We start from the raw sequence: 19,505 nt of genomic DNA on the forward strand, positions 1-19,505 counted from the left end.
TATGGATATATCTTAAGCCGTATTATACGATTCAAAACATTTATCTTTCTATTAATAACCTGTTCCGAGGATTCAGAATCGGTTTAATTTACACTTCATAAAAAGGTCTTCTTCTACGTTTGCTCAAAGCTTCGATAACCTTGTACAGGTGAGCCTTCAACAAGACGCTTCACATTGCGGCTGACGCTAGCAGCGGATACCTCATATCGATCGGCCGCCTCCTGATAAGAGATCGGGCGATGATGCTGTCTCATTATAATATACTCTAGAGCAGCTGCCCATACACCAGTCTTTTGCAGCCTCGGAATATCCGGATACATTTTCGCTAACCAATTGTACCAGAGCATTTCCGCATCATACATCATAAGCAGGCTGACATGCGGCTCCATATGGAATCGGAGCTCTTCAATGACGTTCTCCCAGATGGTCTCCCATACGGGAAGCGGCTTTGCAAGATACATAGAGTCGAAGCGCTGCGAGCTACCCTCCTGATTAACCTCTAGCTCGCCTTCAACCCCCATCCGGCGGAGTAGATAGAAGCTTAACTGCTTGACAACAGGCTCCTGAGCCGGGTCCAACAGCAGTGTCTTTAAAGCTTCTTTCGCTTCTTCATCTCCTAGGACGCTAATTGCCTCAATGGCCTGCAGCTTCGTATCCAGATCACCAAAGCGGAGCGCCCAAAATAAAGAGCTTCTTACTAAAGGATCACTTTTAACCTTCTCCTGCCACTGAGAGCGAATACCCTCGGTAGATTCATGCGAATGAAGATTATCTGAAGCAACACCGCTGCGTCTTAAGGCCTCTTGATATCTGCGGCTCTCCTCATCATAGGGAAGCCGATAGTGGTAACTCGGCATTGGAGTAAGTGTATCGCCAGGACGTATGCTTTGAAGCTGCTCGAGAAAATAAGCGGCAATGCCAGACTTCGTATCGAGTCTTCGACATACCGCCCACCAGCGTGCTGCTTCATCGTAGCGACCGACATGGCAAGCTGCAACCGCAGCATAGTGATAAACAGAAGGCTCTCTCATTGAAGTCGTCGTTACGATGCGCTTCAAATGCCGATAAGCCTGCTGATGTTCGCCGAGAATTCCCATCGTTGTCGCCAGCTTGAAGCTGTGCTCATGATGGAAGGGCTCTGTCTTGGTGAGCACTTCAACGATCTCTTGCACAACATCCTCGTGGCCCGCCTGACGCTCAAAGATTGCAAGGTTGCACAAAGCGTGCAAATTGCCTGCATCACGTTCAAGCACGCCATGCAGCATCTGCTGGGCATCTTCAAATCTACCCATGTAATAGTATGCCAACGCTAAGTTGTTGCGTGCAGCCAAGTAATCGGGGTCCGCTTCCAATATGCCAAGGAGAAGCTGCTCCGCTTCACCAAAGCGGCCTTCCTCCAGCATCTGCCGCGCAGTGGCATGCTGGAGCTCCTGCTCATCGCCCTCATTCGTAACAGATGGCATCTCGTCTGCTTCTGAGCGGTTAACATCCTGTTCATCCCCACGTTTCTCGATGGTAGGCACATAGTCCTCATCATCTAATGCATCCATGGATTCGTCTTGCCGAGAAGCTTTTGCACCGCGTCCTCGTCGGGATGCACCGGGCTGATGCTTCTCAAAATGCAGCATGTCCAGCATATCTTGAGCTTCCTCTACGTAGATGCCCGTCGGGTCTATTGTCAAGTAATGCTCCAATAATGCTTCTGCAGCATCGAATTTCTCCAGATAGGCGCAATTGTTCGCCATATAGTAGTAGCATTCCGTCATATCTGGGTCAAGATGGTTTACAACATGATCAAGTATTCGATTCGATTGCTCAAACTGACCCGCTTCTGCAAGCGCGCCGGCATAATTACATTGATGAATCGGATCGCTTGGTTCACAATCCGCTGCTTTACGAAAATATTTTAATGCCTTGTCGTAATGCATCCGCTCTAGAGCCTTTATTGCACGGTCTGCATAGGCTGCGGCATCAACCGGGAACGAGATAATATTCGTATGGATCATTGCATTGTGTCCGGTCGATTCAGACATCTGATCTGCCATCGCCAAGGCACCTCCTAACTGTCATCGTTTGTCTATGTTAATCTTGCAATCACAAGTATAACATAACGAGACCGTTATCCCTCAACCCTTTCCGCAAGCAGCGATGGAACTAGACTTGATCTTGATTAGCAATCCCACTCAAATCAAAGATCTCTTAACAAAAAAAAGGAATAACCAGAGCTCCTATTCTTACAACACATGAAGATCTCATGGTTAAACAATCCGAATAAAACTCTTCCTAGCAGGAGTTAATTCATACGATTTGGCATAGCCTCATTGATGCCATCGCATAAGGATGTCGTGCGCAGTAAAAATGACATCCTTATGCGAAAGCTTTCCATTAGACCGCTTGCCTCGTTCTTGCTCTTTCCTTTATAAAAGGGTACTTCTTGCATGTAAGGCAGAGAGCCTCATCTCCAAAGGTTGCTTATCAAGCCTCATTATAGGGCCAGCCTTGCCTTAGTGAGTCTGGCGATGCTTCTGCTTCCTAATCGTCAGCATAAGATCTCCCAGTGTGTGGCGGCATCCATTATCGCAATGTTGGCTAAAATATTGAATGTATAATGGCTTCAGCATACCGAGATAATGGGTCATGACAAGCAAATTAAAAATGATTTTTATATTATAATTATTATAATCTTATTATAGCGTACATTATCCATTCAGGCAATCCTTCTGTGTTTCCTCCGAATCTGCTTTAAGCAGATGGAAAACAGGCGTTTTAGTATAAACGAACCAACTGGGGCTCATCCTTGCCCAGTAAACAAAAAACGAGCCAAACCTTCCGACCTTTCGTCGGTATGGCTCTGCTCGTTTGTGCCCACAAAACGCATTTTATGATTTTATTTTCCCCTGGTCACTATATTGATCCCGACGAGGCGATTGATGTCTTCGCTTCAATTCATCGAGTACATCATCAAGCGGAAGCTTGGACTGCTGCATCAGCACCAGCAGATGGAAGATAAGATCACCGATCTCCCCTTTTAATTCATCCGGATCCTGATTCTTGGCTGCGATAATGACCTCGGAGGCTTCTTCTCCAATCTTCTTCAAGATCTTATCAAGACCCTGATCAAACAAATAGGTCGTGTATGCGCCTTCTGGGCGCTCTTGCTCTCTATCTCTAATCGTCGTTTCCAAATGCTCAAGTATCTCGAATCTTCCCTTTTGAATAGGAGTACGACTTATCGATTCAAAGAAGCAGGTCGGGCTGCCTGTATGACAAGCAGGTCCTGCAGGACGCACCTGAACAAGCAGCGTATCTTGATCGCAATCCGTGTACATGCCAACAATCGGCTGTGTATGACCTGAGGTTGCCCCTTTATGCCATAAGGATTGACGGGATCTGCTCCAGAATACCGTTTCTCCTTGCTCACAGCTTAATAGAAAGGACTCGCGATTCATGTAGGCCACCATCAGCACTTCAAGAGTATCCACGTCCTGAACAATTGCAGGGATGAGACCTGCTTCGCTCCAGGCAAGCTTATCCGCCCACTCTGCTGCTGTTGCTGCGTTCAACTCAAGAGAGTCCCCATTCTTCATCTTCGCAGCACGTTCGGCTGCTTCTACAGATTCATAGGCTTTCATCGTACGATTACCCCCTTGCTGCGCAAGCCTTCCTTTACTTCTGTAATCGACATTTCCTTATAGTGAAAAATAGACGCTGCCAGCGCTGCATCCGCACAGCCTTCTGTCAGTACTTTCTCAAAGTGCTCCACTAGTCCTGCTCCACCCGAAGCAATAACCGGAACCTGCACACGCTTCGAAATCGCTGCGGTCAACGGAAGATCAAAGCCGTCTTTCGTACCATCGGCATCCATGCTGGTCAATAGAATTTCTCCTGCCCCTAAACGAACAGCATCTTCCGCCCATTCAATGGCGCGAATGCCTGTCGGCTTACGGCCGCCATGGGTGTATACCTCCCAATCCTGCCAATCGGAATTGTATTTGGCATCAATGGCGACAACGATGCACTGACTTCCAAAGCGCTTAGCCCCTTCCGTAATTAAGGAAGGCTCCAGCACCGCTGCGGTATTCATCCCGATCTTATCAGCCCCTGCTCGTAGAATGCGCTGCATATCCTCGACACTCTTGATTCCCCCGCCTACTGTAAACGGAATCGAAATGCTGCCTGCCGTCTCGCGAACGACGTCAACCATCGTTTCTCTTCCTTCCGCCGAGGCCGAGATATCTAGGAATACAAGCTCGTCCGCGCCTTCCTGATCATAAAGAGCCGCGAGCTCCACGGGATCGCCTGCGTCCTTAAGCTGAACGAAATTAACCCCTTTAACCACACGCCCATCTTTCACGTCCAAACATGGTATGATTCGTTTCGCAAGCATCTATATCCCTCCTCATCGTCATGTAACCATTGATCCTTGAAGCTATAATATTGGTCAGCATATCAACCTGGACGGGCAACACTATCTTGCTGCCGCAAGCTCTACCGCATCAGATAGCTGAATGGCTCCTGTATACAGCGCCTTCCCAACGATGGCTCCACCTACACCCGCTTCACGATACTCAGCTAGTGATTTGATGTCCGCAAGTGTGCTCACGCCCCCTGAGGCAATCACGGTTTGCTTGGAGGCACGTGCCAAGCTGACAATGGCTTCGGTGTTGGGGCCCTTCATCATGCCATCACGGGATATATCTGTAAAAATAAATGTCGTCGCTCCCGCTTCCGCCAGCTGCAGCGCAAGGTCCTCTGCCTTTACCTCCGATGTGTCCAGCCAGCCTCTTGTTGCCACATAGCCATTTCTCGCATCGATCCCGATCGCTATCTTCGATCCATAGGACTTTAATACACGCTCGACGAAGCTGCGATCCTCTATCGCTGCGGTCCCCAATATGACGCGGGATACGCCAAGCTCAAGCAAACGCTCTACATCCGCTTCAGTTCGAAGCCCGCCCCCTACCTGAACAGGAACCTTTACGCTGCTTGCAATATGGCCAATCAGCTCAGCGTTGATGGGACGCCCCTCTTTCGCTCCATCGAGGTCGACCAAGTGAATCCATTCTGCCCCGCCAGCCTGCCATTCGACTGCCACCTCGACAGGATTGTCATTATAGACAGTCTCTTGACCATAATCTCCTTGTATCAATCGAACACATTTGCCCCCGCGAATATCGATCGCCGGATATATGATAAATGGTGCGCTCACAGACTCATCTCCTTTTTCCCATTACATTTATCGATTAAGCCCTCTTATGAAACTCATCTACGTGAGGAACTACGATGCCGCTTGCTTGACCGAAGCAGCTACGTCTATAAATCTTTTCAACAGCTGCAAGCCAAGCTCACCGCTCTTTTCAGGGTGAAACTGCATGCCATAGATTTGGTCTCGCGCAACAATCGCCGTTACCTGCTGATTTGCATAATCACATGTCGCGATCAAATCCTTCTGTTCTCCTGGCAGCACATGATAGGAGTGAACAAAGTATACATAGCCTTCATCCATTCCCTCTACCAAGAGATGATGAGGCTGCTTCCAGCTGCATTGATTCCAGCCCATATGAGGAACCTTATACGCCCCTTCCTGGAATCGCACAACTTTGCCAGGAAGAAGCCCCAGGCCTTCATGCAGCCCGTGCTCCTCACTATGCTCAAACAGCAGCTGCATCCCAAGACAAATGCCCAATAGCGGCTTGCCGCCGCGCGCAAGCTCAATTATCGTCTGATCCAAACCCGTCAATCTCAGCGCATCCATGGCATCCCCGAATGCTCCAACACCGGGAAGCAGCAGAGCCGGGGCCTGTGCGAGCACATCGCGATCCGAGGTTACGACGGCTTCGCCTCCAAGACGCTCAATTGCCTTGCTGACGCTGTGAAGATTGCCCATGCCATAATCCACAATTGCAATCAACTACAGCACCCCCTTGGTTGATGGGACGCCCTGTACTCTAGGATCGAGGCTGGTTGCCTCATCCAGCGCGCGTCCAAGCGCCTTGAATACAGCCTCAATCATGTGGTGCGTATTGCGACCATAATGAACGATAACATGGAGCGTCATACGAGATTCCAATGCAAGCTTCCATAAGAATTCGTGCACAAGCTCCGTATGGAAAGTGCCTACCTGCTGTGCAGGGTATTCTGCCCGATACTCAAAGTGAGGGCGGCCGCTTAGATCAATAATGACTTGTGCCAAAGCTTCATCCATCGGGACAAATACAGAAGCATATCGCTTAATGCCCGCTTTATTGCCAAGCGCCTGATTCAGCGCCTGCCCAAGGCAAATGCCTATGTCCTCAACCGTATGATGGTCATCGATCTCAATATCTCCTCTTGCTAGAACATCAAGATCAAAGTGCCCATGCTTCGTAAATAGATCCAGCATATGGTTCAGGAAAGGCACGCCTGTATCCTGCTTGCTGATTCCCGCTCCGTCGATATTAAATGCAAGCTTAATATCCGTTTCATTCGTTCTTCGAGCGATTTCCGCCTCCCGCTTGTTTGTCTCCTTTTGCATATCCGTATTCACCCTCATCCACCTCTTCTACTTAGAATCGTCGTTTCGCTCTTGCTCCAATCGAATCTGAATCGCTCTCGCGTGGCCTTCCAGGCCTTCATGACGCGCAAGCTGCATAATGGTTTGCCCATGTTTCAGAAGGGCTTCCTTGCTGTATCGAATGATGCTCGACTTCTTCACAAACATATCCACGTCAACTGGCGAAGAGAATCGGGCTGTTCCGTTGGTTGGAATAATATGATTGGGTCCTGCAAAATAATCGCCAACAGGCTCAGAACTGTATCTTCCTAAAAATATTGCACCTGCATTCTCAATAGAGGCCAGCTCATTCATCGGGTCCTGTGTCATAATCTCCAAGTGCTCTGGGGCAAGACGGTTAATAAGCGATGTCGCCTCTTCCATCGTGTCTGTCACAACAATCGCGCCGTATTGCTCAATGGACTGTGCAGCTATGGACTGCCTTGGCAGCGCCTGAAGCTGCTTTATGACTTCCTCCTGCACAGCTTCGGCAACCGCCATGGACGTGGTCACAAGTACGGCAGAGGCCATCTCATCATGCTCTGCTTGAGACAACAGATCAGCCGCCACATAGGCTGCATTGGCCGTCTCATCTGCCAGTACGGCGATCTCAGAAGGACCTGCGATGCTGTCGATATCAACAGCTCCATATACCTCGCGTTTGGCTAAAGCGACATAGATGTTGCCAGGTCCGCATATCTTATCAACTTTCGTAATACTCTCCGTCCCATAGGCGAGCGCGGCGATGGCTTGCGCGCCGCCGATTCGATAGATCTCCTCAACGCCTGACTCAGCAGCAGCCACAAGAATGTAAGGATCAATCCCCTGCTTGCCGCCAGTGGCTGGAGGAGTAACCATGACAATCTCCTTCACGCCTGCTACCTGTGCAGGGATAACATTCATCAGAACCGAGGAGGGGTAGGCTGCTTTTCCGCCTGGGACATAGACGCCTACACGTTTTAGCGGTCGAATCAACTGTCCCAGCATCGTTCCGTCTGGCTGTATGTCAAACCAGGAATTTCGCTTCTGCTTTTCATGAAAGGAACGAATCCGCTCCGCCGCTTCACGTATTGCTGTCAGGAAGGAAGGCTCCACCTTTTCATAAGCTGCGGCAATATCCTCCGTTGACACTCGAATGCTGTCCTTTGTAATCTCTGTGTTGTCAAACTGCTTCGTATACTCGAGCAACGCGGCATCGCCCTCTACTCGCACCTTTTGTACAATCGTAAGCACGGTCCTGAGCTGCTGCTCAGTCCCTGCATCAACCTCACGCTCTAGCCGAAACTCGCTTCCCCGTATGATTCTCATATCCCATTCCTCCTCGCACGAATGATGCTCTCCAGTCATTCTTTTCTAATGATGTCTTCTTCTGAGTTGATAACTTATTGCCATCAGTCTATCCTTCCATATCCCCATCCTTATGGGGTGCCTGCTTTGGATCGCACATGCCAGATATTGCTTATCTCGTTAGCTGAATTTGAGCCTGCAGACGGTCGCACAATTCCTGAATGGCATCATTTTTCAACCGATAGCTTACGCGATTCGCAATCAAGCGGCTTGTAATTTGAAAGATAACCTGCTGCTCTATAAGCCCATTTTCTCTAAGCGTTGTCCCCGTCTCTACCATATCAACAATACGATCAGCAAGGCCGATCATAGGTGCCAGCTCTATCGAACCATTAAGCTTAATGACCTCAACCTGCTGTCCATGCTCTCTAAAGTATTGCGAAGCGACATTCGGATATTTGGTCGCAACCCTAGGATGAGTGCCGGGCTCCCAATCCGGAAGGGCTATAACCGACATACGGCAACGCGCAATGCCAAGATCGAGCAGCTCATATACGTCTCGATTCTCTTCCATCAGCACATCCTTGCCGACAATTCCAATATCCGCTACACCATATTCAACATAGGTAGGCACATCTACAGGCTTCGCCATAATAAACTGCATCCGTGCATCCGGCAGTTCAATCAACAGCTTGCGAGATGCATCCTCTTCTTCAAAGATGGGATATCCCGCTTCCCTCATCAAGGAAGCAGCCTGCTTATAGATACGGCCCTTCGGCATAGCCACCTTCAGCCAATCCTGCATCATAATCACCTTTCTCTATTAAAATGAGGAGCTTCCAAGGCTAGACCTTCTTGGTGCTTACCCCTCCGTCATAACCGATTCCAATATCGATTAGACATGCTCCTTCATAAAGCGTACAAATGTCAGCACTTCTTCATAGCGATTGCCTCTCCAGCACAGAGAATGATCCGGCTTCCGTTTAACCTCTTCCAACTGGCTTTCCTCCTGTACTCTTCTAGTGACAACGCGATCCCCTTGTTCTCTTCTCCGCATAGCCTCCTGGAAGGCCTCTGCTCTTCTCATCTCATCGTATTGAATAAGAATGGGGAGTCGAACAGGATCGATCTCGTTTCGCTTTAATGCATCCATAAGCCTTGTCGTCTTAAGGGCAAAGCCGGTTGCTGGCGCCGGACGGCCAAATTGAGTCAGCAGGTTGTCGTAGCGTCCTCCGCTCATCACGGGGAATCCTTGATCGGCTGCATACCCCTCAAAGATCGTTCCTGTATAGTAAGAGAAATCCCCAACCATGGAGAGATCAAGCATGCACATCTCTGCGACACCGTATGCCTCGAGCACCTCCCACAGCTGCTCAAGATGATTCAGCGAGGCAAATACCGTATCTTCCCGTACAATCTGTCTCGCCTCCTCCACAACGGCAATGCCGCCGCGAAGCCGCAGGATTTGATTCAACCGTTCCTTCTTCCATTCCTCAATCGGAAGCGTCTGTACGAGCTCACGATAGCCCACCACATCACGCATCACGAGATATTGCTTCAGTTGCTGCTGGAGATCATCCTGCTGCGGGAGAAACTGTCCTAACAGCCCATGCAGGAAGCCATGATGACCAATAGCGACTTTGAACTGCTTGACGCCGGAATCCTTCAAGCAGGAGATCGATAATGCTATAACCTCCGCATCGGCCTCGGGAGAAGCATCTCCGATAAGCTCAGCGCCGGTCTGATAGAATTCTGCTTCTCTCCCGCTATCCTCTTCCATTGAGCGAAATACATTCGCGTGGTAAGACAGCCGAATGGGAAGTGGAACATCCTGCATCAAGGATGCAGCTACACGTGCGATCGGGGCCGTCATATCTGAGCGAAGCACCATAGCCGTACCGCGTTGATTCAACAGCTTGAATAGCTTATGATCCAGCGTTGCACTGGCTGTGCCCACCGTATCGTAGAATTCCATTGACGGTGTCACGATTTGCTCGTACCCCCAACGGGACATGCACTGCAAGGATTGGCGTTCAATATATCTAAGCTTCGTAACCGCATCAGGCAGGTAATCCCTTACGCCTGAGGGCTTTTCGAACATTTTCGGCTTCGTCATGATATCCACCTCGAATCTATATTTAACACTTTAATATATTAATGTGCTACCAAGTTAACTAATTAGCAAACCAAAGAAATTATGAGCTATCTTATCATGCTTCCATTTTTTCGTCAAACGTTTTTCTTACCAATGTTTACCCAACATGTATTGAACATCAACACTTCATTAGATTCCATGAGGTCCCTTTGAGATAAATCTTTCTAGCGCAAAAAAGGCCTCTCCTCCAGCCTACAGCTGATGGAAAGGCTCTTCTCTCAGCAAATAAAGTCCTTAGACTTCATATTTCCTGGTGTCATTCAACCTTTTGTGTTTATGGAGCAACCGATATCGATTCTTTTTTACGTTTAGCTATTACACGCGGCTCATCCCCCTCTCCTCGAGGCGGTGAGCCTAATGCAATCCAAGACCACGGGATATGTTTAAACGCAAGCGATATAACGATCCATGACAATCCTAGTGCTAGTCCGTATCCTACTATAATATACAATCCATACAGCCATTCATTTTGCTGATGCCAAGGGATCTGGCGATGCAGTGCGAGCCAGACAGGATGAAGTAAATATATGCCGAAGGACAGTTCACCAAGACGCGTGAGCTTGGCGATAAGCCCTGTATATCGCGAGCGCTGAATCGCATAAGCAATTTGCATCAGCACGAGCGCAGCTAATACGGTATGTATATTCCAGAGCCCTTCATAGGCTAAAGAAGCATACTCCTCACCCGTCGATCGCGTGATATACCAGATGTGAACATGCGCAAAGCCTGCGCATAACCATCCGCCCCACAGCAGGACATTCCAGAACCGATACCCTGGATTCAGACTGCAGCGCTCCTTATTAAGCCATGAATCCAGCCACGGCTCAATGCGGTCAAAATAGAGCCCGCAATAAGCACCGATGGTGTATACGCTCATATACGATAGCGCTATGCTTCCCTTTTCAACAATATGCAGATCGACGTTGTTCCATATGACGAAGCCCCACTGGATCAAAAAGCCGATCGGAATGATCCAGTGCTTTGCCCTCTGATTGCGGCATAGTCTAAGCAGCAAAGGAAAAAGCAAGTAGAATTGAAGGCTTATAAAAACAAAGTAGAGATGCGTATACGCACTGCCTGTCACAAGCTCTTTGCTGAAACTTCTTATGGCCTCATTCCAAGGACGATCATGGTTAACGGTAATCTGAACCATGAAGAAGTAACAAAAAGAGCAAATGGCATAGGGCAGCAAGATATATTTAAGACGATTCATATAGAATCTTTTTATTCTACGTTTGGGCAGTCCAGCTTCGCCTCCATATTGATAAAATAAGACGAGGCTGCTTAGAAGAATAAAGGTAGGTGTTCCATACTTAAAGAAAATGTTGAACCATGTGTATCCATAAAACGCTGGTGAAGCTGTCATCTCGATCGAACTGAATGATGTGGCATGAACCATGATAACTCCTAAGATGGCTAAGGCCCGAATAATGGGAAGTGCTGTAATCATGGGTTTTCCCATATACGACATTCCTTTCGTTTGAAGTGGATAATGGAGTATGGAAAGCTGCTATTCATCCATTTCTAGAACCTAAATCGAGCGGATTACACAAATGACGATATGAAGTTGTCAGAGTCCGACATTATTTCCCGGGAAACAACATAATTTGTTGCTGCTGATTGTCGATGCTTGCTTTGATTCTAATATGTTGTTCAACTTCCCTAAGCGGCAGATACCAATTTCCATCCATTCGAATAGCAGGACGCTCCATTGGAACAATAATCTGATTCCAACTCATGCGATACATCGTCTTTCTCCGAGGTTTATCACCCTGATTGATAAGACTCTCTACTAAATCTTTGGTTGCAATATTCTGGTTGCCGGCATTGATACGGAACCCATTACGAGTCTGTTGATCATTGATGCCTGGCTTCACCGTAAAGGTAATGTCGATGCCAAGAGACTTGCAAATGTTAAGAACGTCTGTATTAAACGCCCCATATGGAAATGCCACCATACTTTCTTTATTACCTAATTCCTCTTTAAGCCGCTTCTCTGCCCTCATAAGATCATGTCTTATTCGTGCTCTATACTGTTCTCTTGTTTCGATCTTCCCTGTCTTCTTGTCGTACAGCTTTCGGGTAAGCATAGGCTTCTGTACCCCGCGCGTGTTAATCGATGCGTAGGCATGTGAATTAAAGGTATGGCTATAGAAGCGAAAGCCATCCTTCATCATTGCTCTCATCTGAACCCAGCTGAGCTTCGCCCTCCCTGGCTGCTTGCGGTCGTCAATGGAAGATACGATGACGAAGTTCGTCGCAGTCAGATGATGCCGCTTCAATAGGGGATATACTTCGGTATAGAACGTCTCATAGCCATCATCAAAGGTGAGCAGCACAGCATTATCAGGCACCTGCTGCTGACCGTTCATGTAGCGAACGTAGTCGTCCATGCCAATGAAGCGAAAACCATGTTGACGCAGCGCTACAATCTGCTCCTCTAACTGTCCCGGAGAGATAAACGATACATCCGAAGGATGCTTTTCAATATTGTGGTACATTAAAGTAATAACTTTGTTTTGATAGTAAATAGGCTGATATCGTACATAAGGTGGAGTCTTTGATGTGGTGTGCAGCTCAAGACCGTCTGCTTTAGACATGCTTGAATTAAGGTGATAGGCTTTCTCTAATGCTTTTACGGGTATATACCATTCCCCATTCCGCATGAACGCCTTGGTTTCTTTCCAAGTGTGCTCGTCCCATGCGATGGTGTACTGCGTTCCTCTTGCGTCTGAAGTAGAATCCATCGTGATGAATGCTAGCAGCATGAGGAGTACGAGTATGATCGGACGCCTTTTCATGTGTTATGCCCTCTTTAATGGATAGATATATTAAGAAATTAGCATATTAAACCATCCTTGTCATTTACTTTTTATCGTTCCAAGGATTGCAGAGAATATACAAAAAACGCCTGACCAAAGCCAGGCGTTTCAATCCATATTCAAAATGCTAACACTCTATCCGTCTTCATGGGGGGCTTCTCGAATCATTCTTAACGGGTTGCCCCCAACCATTTGCCCTGGGAGAACATCCTTGTGAACCACAGAGCCTGCAGCAACAACGGCTCCATTTCCAATCGTTACACCTGGCAAAATCGTACAGTTGGCCCCAACCATGACGTTATCGCCAATTGTAACCTGTCCTAAGCGATACTCCTTGATCAGGTACTCATGAGCTAATATGGTGGTATTATAGCCGATGATCGAGTTGCTGCCGATCTGTATGCGCTCAGGGAAGAACACATCCACCATGACCATGAGTCCAAAGGCGGTATGCTTTCCTACCTTCATATGAAGGATCCTGCGATAGATCCAGTTCTTTAACGGAAGGTAAGGGCAATATCGAGCCAGTTGGATGAAAATAAAGTTTTTAACCCCTTTCCAAGGGCTTACCGTCTTATAAATCTGCCATAAGCCATTGGGGCCTTCAACCGGATAACGCTCAAGTTGTCTCACCTGAATTACGCTCCAATCCGATTAGCGTATAAAGATCTCTCATATCGTGGATAACATGCTTAGCGCCATACTCTCTAAGCACGGCCTCTCCCTTTAAGGACCACGCCACGCCACAAGAGATTACACCTGCCGCATTGGCTGATTGGATATCTGCCGGGCTGTCCCCCACCATTAAGGTTGTGGAAGGATCCGCCTGAAGCCGTTCAACAGCCTGAAGCACAGGCTCTGGATGAGGCTTTGCATTCGTAATATCATCGAATGTTATAATCGCGCCCATATGCTCGAATAGATCGAACATACGAAGTGCGCGTTCTGTCGTGAGACGAATCTTCGTCGTCACAATCCCCACCTTGATATCTGCTTCCACTAAACGCTGAATGACCTCCTGGACGTACGGGAAAGGCTGAATAAGATCATCATGCCGCTTCCAGTTATAATCTCGGTATGCTTGCACGAGATCCTCAATCTGTTCTCGCTGTGAGAATCTGCGCAGCTGTTCTTCTAACGTCAAACCCATAGAAGGGATGATTTGCTCACGAGTGAACGGTTGAGGCACAATATCCCGCAGGATGTGCTGAAAGGTCTCAATGATCAGCTCATTCGTATCCATAATCGTGCCATCCAAATCAAATAATACCGTTCGAATCATTGCTTACGACTCCTTTATTTCCTGCTGTCTGACATTTGGATTAAGATTGTTACTGACCGGTGCTATTTGGTACCCCTCGGATCAGTATCCTCAGCTTCATGAGCTGGGCTTTTCTCACTCGATGTCTCTTCATCTTTTCCATTATGTTCATCTTTAATAGGATCGCCTGCAACGTGCTCTTGCTTCTCCTCGCTTGCTTGGATAGAAGCAGGTCCCTTCGTTGATTCCTGAGTAGCATCTTGCTTATCTTGCGAAGAAGCAGCTTGCGGCGCTTTCGATGAAACGATCGGGTCGCTGTATCGCACAACATGCTGTTTCCCTTTGAGTCGGCGAAAAACAATAAGAATAATCCCTACAATGACAATAAATAGTGCGAGCAGCTGGGAGATACGAACATTCCCGTATGCCGGATCCAAATAACCTGGCTCAAATACGATGGTCATCGGAGACCACAAAGCATCTACAAGTGATTGTGCCCATGCAGAACCTTTGTAGGCCAGACTGTCTGTACGCAAGCCTTCAATGAAGAAACGTCCAATCGAGTACCAGATCAAATAGCTTAGGAGCACCTCGCCTTGACGCACATTTTTCAGTCTGCGAATGCCAAAGAGCAGCAGTACGCCGACAATGTTCCAGATCGATTCATACAGGAACGTAGGATGATGAAATACGCCCTGCACATTCATTTGATTCACAATAAAATCAGGCAGGTGCAGCGTATTGCGAAGGAAGCTTTCCTCCACAGGTCCACCGTATGCCTCTTGGTTGATGAAGTTGCCCCATCTGCCGATCGCTTGTCCAATCAACAAGCCAGGAGCACAAATATCTGCGATTCGGATAAAGCTGTAGCCTTTTTTACGAAGATAAATACCTGCACCGATGAAGGCACCGATAAGTGCCCCGTATATGGCAATACCGCCTTCCCAAATCGCGAATATCTTCAGCAGGTCACCTTTATATTGATCCCACTGAAATATAACATAATACGCCCTTGCTCCAATTAATGCCGACGGTAATCCAATAAGCAGAATATCCATGAAAAAGTCAGGAGAGATACCAAAGCGCTTGCCCTCACGAATCGCAAGCAGCAAGCCTACTAAGGCAGCTGTCCCGAGGATAATTCCATACCAATGAACACTGATCGGCCCCAATTGAAAAGCAATCGGGTTAAGCAGCATTGTAGCCATTTACACGTCTCCTTTATTTCACAACTCCGGATTAATCGAAATCTTCCGAATCCTCGTTAATTTGCTCCGTCAGCTTATTCGTGAACTGAAGTGCCGCATTGTAGCCCATGCGCTTCAATCTGAAGTTCATCGCCGCAACCTCGATAATAACAGCCAGATTTCGACCCGGTCGAACCGGTACCGTAACAAGAGGCACATCGGTATCAATAATACGTGTAGTCTCTTCATCCAAGCCGAGACGGTCGTATTGCTTATCCTGCTGCCAGTTCTCAAGGCGAATCACGACACTGATTCGTTTGTTGTTCCGAATAGCTCCGGCGCCAAACAAGGTCATTACATTAATAATACCTATTCCTCTAATTTCCAGCAAGTGACGGATCAATTCTGGAGCAGACCCATGCAAATGGTTGCCGGAGGTTTGGCGAATCTCAACCGCATCATCGGCCACCAAGCGATGCCCGCGTTTTACAAGCTCTAGCGCCGTTTCACTCTTACCAATACCACTGCCGCCTGTGATCAGCATCCCGACGCCATAAATATCAACCAATACCCCGTGAATCGTTGCAGTTGGTGCTAATTTGCGCTCCAGGAAATCCGTAATGCGGCTAAGCAGAATCGTAGAAGCGGCAGATGAACGAAGCAACGGAATATTGCGCTCCTCACAGACCTCCACAAGCCCTGACGGAACATCCAGGCTACGGGTAATGATAATGCATGGCAGTTCAGGTGAAGCAAAGTGATTCAAGCGATCACGTCGAATATCCTCAGGCAATGTATCTAAAAAGGCAATTTCCGTCTTACCAAGCATCTGAATGCGCTCAGTTGGATGATAATCAAAATATCCGGCCATCTCTAACCCTGGACGGTGTACATCATCTACGGTAATGGCATTTTTCATTCCTTCTTGGCCAGCAAGCACTTCTAAATGAAACTGCCCTACGAGCTCTGACACCTTCACCTTCTTGACCATGGTTATTCACTCCTCATCTCATATGTAGAACATCAGCTTCCCTTCAAATTGGTAAGTTTCTGATGCTTTTTCTCATTGTTACCATCGTATCGGAAATTGATTGTGAAATCAATGTGTGCCCTTTTTCTCAAGCATGCTTCAAAAGATGCGATTCAATAGAATGACATATTTGAGCCGCAATCGTTTCATTCATATTCGTTAACTTCTTGTACTAAACCAAGCTCTCTTTAAAAACGTCACACCCTTCGAAAGAACAGCCCCTAATAAAAGATTCATGTTAACAGCAAAAGCCTGTAGACAGCAAAAAAGCCCAGTATGATCTACTGGGCTCTTATCGATATCGATTAGTTCTCGAATACGTTCAATTCTGTCTCTTTATCGAATACATGAACTTTGTTCATGTCGATAGCAAGCTTGATGTTTTGACCTTCTTTAGCTGTGGAACGACCATCTACGCGAGCAATGATGCTGTCGTTGCCTACACCGTTCAGGTACAAGAACATTTCATGACCCATGTTCTCTGTAACTTCGATTGTAGCTGTGAACAAGCTGTTAGGAGAAGCTTCCAAGAATACAGGCTCTTCATGAATGTCTTCTGTACGTACGCCGAGGATAACCTCTTTGCCGATGTAGCCTTTTTCTCTCAATGTTTGAGCTTTACCTTGTGGTACAACAACATTCAAGCCTGTTCCTTTGAAGTGAATTTCGCCATTCGCTTCAGTCAAGGAACCGTTGATGAAGTTCATTGTAGGGGATCCGATGAATCCTGCAACGAACATGTTCAGTGGGTGGTTATACAATACGTCTGGAGCAGCCGCTTGTTGAATAACGCCGTCTTTCATAACAACGATACGGTCACCCATCGTCATCGCTTCGATTTGGTCATGCGTTACGTAGATAACAGTTGTTTGAAGACGCTTAGCAAGCTTTGTGATCTCCGCGCGCATTTGTCCACGAAGTTTAGCATCCAAGTTAGAGAGCGGTTCGTCCATCAAGAATACTTGTGGCTCACGAACGATCGCACGTCCAAGAGCAACACGCTGACGTTGACCACCGGACAATGCCTTAGGCTTACGATCAAGCAAATGCTCAATATCCAAAATGCGTGCAGCTTCTTTAACACGCTTGTCAATATCTTCTTTTTTGAACTTACGCAATTTCAAACCAAACGCCATGTTTTGGTATACGTTCATATGTGGATACAACGCGTAGGATTGGAATACCATCGCGATGTCGCGATCTTTAGGAGCTACGTCATTCACAAGACGATCGCCGATAAACAAGTTACCTTCTGAAATCTCTTCAAGACCTGCGATCATACGAAGTGTTGTTGATTTACCACAACCGGAAGGACCTACAAGTACAAGGAATTCCTTATCTTGAATGTCGAGGTTGATGTCGATAACCGTTGGTTTATCGGATCCTGGATATTTCTTGTATACATGTTCTAAGCGTACGCCTGCCATGAGTAATTCCCCCTTAGAGTCATTCTGAAATCGTTTCCTTTAATATATCCTTATGATAACTAAAGTTGAGGCAAATGACTATACACATACCTTACAAAAAAGCGCTTACCTATTTCGTCACTTTGTACAATAGCAGGATCAGTTTCACTAAGACAGCATCCGAAAACGTTCTGACGTCGAGTCCCGTCTCCTGTTTGATCTTATCTAATCGGTATAAAAGCGTGTTGCGATGAATATACAATCGCTTCGCTGTTTCACTCACACTGCAGTTATATTGGAAAAAGGTCTGGAGCGTCGTCATGGTTTCCGCATCTGTAAAGTTGTCATTTTTAATCACAACGCGTTGCATGAATTGCTTCCGAACCTCATCAGGGATACTGTAAACCAAGTGTTCCAAATGCAGCTCCCAAGGCAGGTGAATGCTCTCTGGAATATGGAAAGTTCGACCCAAATAGATGGTCTCTCTAAGTCTCGAGACAATCGCCGGTATGCCGTGTATAGGTGCGGTCGGATAGGCAACAGACAAATGGCTTTCACCGATCCACTGCGGTGCAAGCAGTTCGAACAATCCATGACAGTATGAGGTCAAATACTCCTCTAGCGTCTCCTTATTGTCCTCTTCTTCCTCAGGCTCAGCATTGGACGTAAGATTTTCCGGAACGAGGAAGAACCATTCCTTATCGGTTAATGGAACCACGACGAGGTCTCCGCCAAAGTATGATTTCAATAATTTATATAGTTGAGAATAGCTTGGTCCTTCACGATGGGATTGCTCCGTTACTAATAAGAAAGGAATCACGGTGCTGAAGAGCTTATTTTTCCAAGAGAAAGAATCCGGAACTTCAGCCTGCATATCTGAAGCCTGCAGTCTTTCCAGAATCCACTGACCTAGCAAAGAGGCTTGGTACTCATCCCCTGTAACCGAATGATTGGCTCCTTTTCGTTGTTGTGCTTCCATCCACAACAGCATTTGAAGCCACCCTTGATCACGCTCTGTTACTTGTGATGCGTCACAGAAGAGGAGTGTTACCTGAGAGGAGCCTTGCTTCCACAGCATATAGCAGTTTCCTTCATGCAGGACAACCTGCTGAGCTTGTGCTGCAGTACTGCCTTCCTCCTGCGATGGATCTTCTTCTAACCATTGCTTCCACGTATCGATCGGAATTGTTGTTGTCTCCAGCTTGTCCTGAATGATGCGTTCAATTTGTTCTCGCAGCAATTGCTTCTCCATCTTAATCATCCTATCTCACGTATCATACGGTAGTATTCCTGTTATCTGGTGAAACATGAATTCGTCCCTTACATTGTAACATAGGCAATGGTTAGCTTCATATTCTCAATCCTTTCATGCATAAAAAAACATAAACATATACGAAAAGCAAGTTAACGGAAGATGTTGAAGGCGTAATTGGTGCTGCAGTTATGGAAACTAAATTACCGAGGCGAATGAATAAAGTCGAAACGGACATAGAGAAGTGAATTCTCATTGTTGCATGTCACAAACATCCTGAGCCTGATTCAACCATAATCCAAAATAATGATATCTGCAAATCAACCCTGCATTCAAAATCAATAAAGATCCGCATATAGCAAAAAACAGCTCCAAGGTTTCCCTTAAAGCTGTTCACATTCTAAACTGGTGAGCCATGAAGGACTCGAACCTTCGACACCCTGATTAAAAGTCAGGTGCTCTACCAACTGAGCTAATGGCTCGCAAATGGTGGAGGATGATGGATTCGAACCACCGAACCCGGACGGGAACAGATTTACAGTCTGCTGCGTTTGGCCACTTCGCTAATCCTCC

General features: G+C 47.1%; 17 protein-coding genes and 2 tRNA genes. All 19 read right to left on the reverse strand.

Features of this window, described 5'->3' with window-relative positions:
- Nucleotides 1-113: 113 nt before the first annotated feature.
- On the reverse strand, nt 114-2,045 hold the full coding sequence (locus I2H74_RS14595; RefSeq protein WP_229106682.1) for a tetratricopeptide repeat protein: 1,932 nt from the start codon (nt 2,043-2,045) through the stop codon (nt 114-116).
- 834 nt (nt 2,046-2,879) lie between these two features.
- Nucleotides 2,880-3,632 (reverse strand): bifunctional phosphoribosyl-AMP cyclohydrolase/phosphoribosyl-ATP diphosphatase HisIE, encoded by a 753-nt coding sequence (hisIE, locus tag I2H74_RS14600; protein WP_420707449.1) that lies wholly within the window; start codon nt 3,630-3,632, stop codon nt 2,880-2,882.
- A complete protein-coding gene (gene hisF, locus I2H74_RS14605; protein WP_195574836.1) occupies nt 3,629-4,387 on the reverse strand; it encodes an imidazole glycerol phosphate synthase subunit HisF in 759 nt (252 codons plus the stop codon). The genes hisIE and hisF overlap by 4 nt, the downstream gene beginning before the upstream one ends.
- Nucleotides 4,388-4,468: 81 nt before the next feature.
- The gene (gene hisA, locus I2H74_RS14610; protein WP_195574837.1) at nt 4,469-5,209 is read right to left on the reverse strand and encodes a 1-(5-phosphoribosyl)-5-[(5-phosphoribosylamino)methylideneamino]imidazole-4-carboxamide isomerase; all 741 of its coding nucleotides are present in this window, start codon (nt 5,207-5,209) and stop codon (nt 4,469-4,471) included.
- Between the two features lie 69 nt (nt 5,210-5,278).
- Nucleotides 5,279-5,911, reverse strand: a complete 633-nt coding sequence (gene hisH / locus I2H74_RS14615; RefSeq protein ID WP_195574839.1) for an imidazole glycerol phosphate synthase subunit HisH — start codon at nt 5,909-5,911, stop codon at nt 5,279-5,281.
- Nucleotides 5,912-6,514, reverse strand: coding sequence for an imidazoleglycerol-phosphate dehydratase HisB (gene hisB / locus I2H74_RS14620; protein WP_195574909.1), 603 nt, complete (start codon nt 6,512-6,514; stop codon nt 5,912-5,914).
- A gap of 27 nt (nt 6,515-6,541) precedes the next feature.
- Nucleotides 6,542-7,840: a histidinol dehydrogenase gene (gene hisD / locus I2H74_RS14625; RefSeq protein WP_195574841.1), complete on the reverse strand. Its 1,299-nt coding sequence runs from the start codon at nt 7,838-7,840 to the stop codon at nt 6,542-6,544.
- 151 nt (nt 7,841-7,991) lie between these two features.
- Nucleotides 7,992-8,624 carry an ATP phosphoribosyltransferase gene (gene hisG / locus I2H74_RS14630; protein WP_195574911.1) on the reverse strand — a complete coding sequence of 211 codons (633 nt, stop codon included), beginning with the start codon at nt 8,622-8,624 and terminating at the stop codon, nt 7,992-7,994.
- Nucleotides 8,625-8,714: 90 nt separating this feature from the next.
- A complete protein-coding gene (locus I2H74_RS14635; protein ID WP_195574843.1) occupies nt 8,715-9,935 on the reverse strand; it encodes an ATP phosphoribosyltransferase regulatory subunit in 1,221 nt (406 codons plus the stop codon).
- Between the two features lie 313 nt (nt 9,936-10,248).
- On the reverse strand, nt 10,249-11,436 hold the full coding sequence (locus I2H74_RS14640) for an acyltransferase (RefSeq protein ID WP_195574845.1): 1,188 nt from the start codon (nt 11,434-11,436) through the stop codon (nt 10,249-10,251).
- A 121-nt stretch (nt 11,437-11,557) separates the two neighbouring features.
- Nucleotides 11,558-12,775 carry a polysaccharide deacetylase family protein gene (locus I2H74_RS14645; protein ID WP_195574847.1) on the reverse strand — a complete coding sequence of 406 codons (1,218 nt, stop codon included), beginning with the start codon at nt 12,773-12,775 and terminating at the stop codon, nt 11,558-11,560.
- Nucleotides 12,776-12,931: 156 nt separating this feature from the next.
- Entirely contained in the window at nt 12,932-13,429 is a 498-nt protein-coding gene (locus tag I2H74_RS14650; RefSeq protein ID WP_195574848.1) for an acyltransferase, read from the reverse strand.
- Nucleotides 13,416-14,078 (reverse strand): pyrophosphatase PpaX, encoded by a 663-nt coding sequence (gene ppaX, locus I2H74_RS14655; RefSeq protein WP_195574850.1) that lies wholly within the window; start codon nt 14,076-14,078, stop codon nt 13,416-13,418. Before ppaX ends, I2H74_RS14650 begins: the two co-directional genes overlap by 14 nt.
- A gap of 62 nt (nt 14,079-14,140) precedes the next feature.
- Nucleotides 14,141-15,265: a prolipoprotein diacylglyceryl transferase gene (gene lgt / locus I2H74_RS14660; RefSeq protein WP_195574852.1), complete on the reverse strand. Its 1,125-nt coding sequence runs from the start codon at nt 15,263-15,265 to the stop codon at nt 14,141-14,143.
- 31 nt (nt 15,266-15,296) lie between these two features.
- Nucleotides 15,297-16,235: an HPr(Ser) kinase/phosphatase gene (hprK, locus tag I2H74_RS14665; RefSeq protein ID WP_195574854.1), complete on the reverse strand. Its 939-nt coding sequence runs from the start codon at nt 16,233-16,235 to the stop codon at nt 15,297-15,299.
- 344 nt (nt 16,236-16,579) lie between these two features.
- Nucleotides 16,580-17,701 (reverse strand): ABC transporter ATP-binding protein, encoded by a 1,122-nt coding sequence (locus tag I2H74_RS14670; RefSeq protein ID WP_195574856.1) that lies wholly within the window; start codon nt 17,699-17,701, stop codon nt 16,580-16,582.
- A gap of 109 nt (nt 17,702-17,810) precedes the next feature.
- On the reverse strand, nt 17,811-18,932 hold the full coding sequence (locus I2H74_RS14675) for a PucR family transcriptional regulator (RefSeq protein WP_195574858.1): 1,122 nt from the start codon (nt 18,930-18,932) through the stop codon (nt 17,811-17,813).
- A 406-nt stretch (nt 18,933-19,338) separates the two neighbouring features.
- A tRNA-Lys gene (locus tag I2H74_RS14680) sits at nt 19,339-19,414 on the reverse strand.
- 5 nt (nt 19,415-19,419) lie between these two features.
- Nucleotides 19,420-19,505, reverse strand: a tRNA-Tyr gene (locus I2H74_RS14685).

It is taken from the genome of Paenibacillus sp. 1001270B_150601_E10 (assembly GCF_015558675.1).
GTDB lineage: Bacteria > Bacillota > Bacilli > Paenibacillales > Paenibacillaceae > Paenibacillus_B.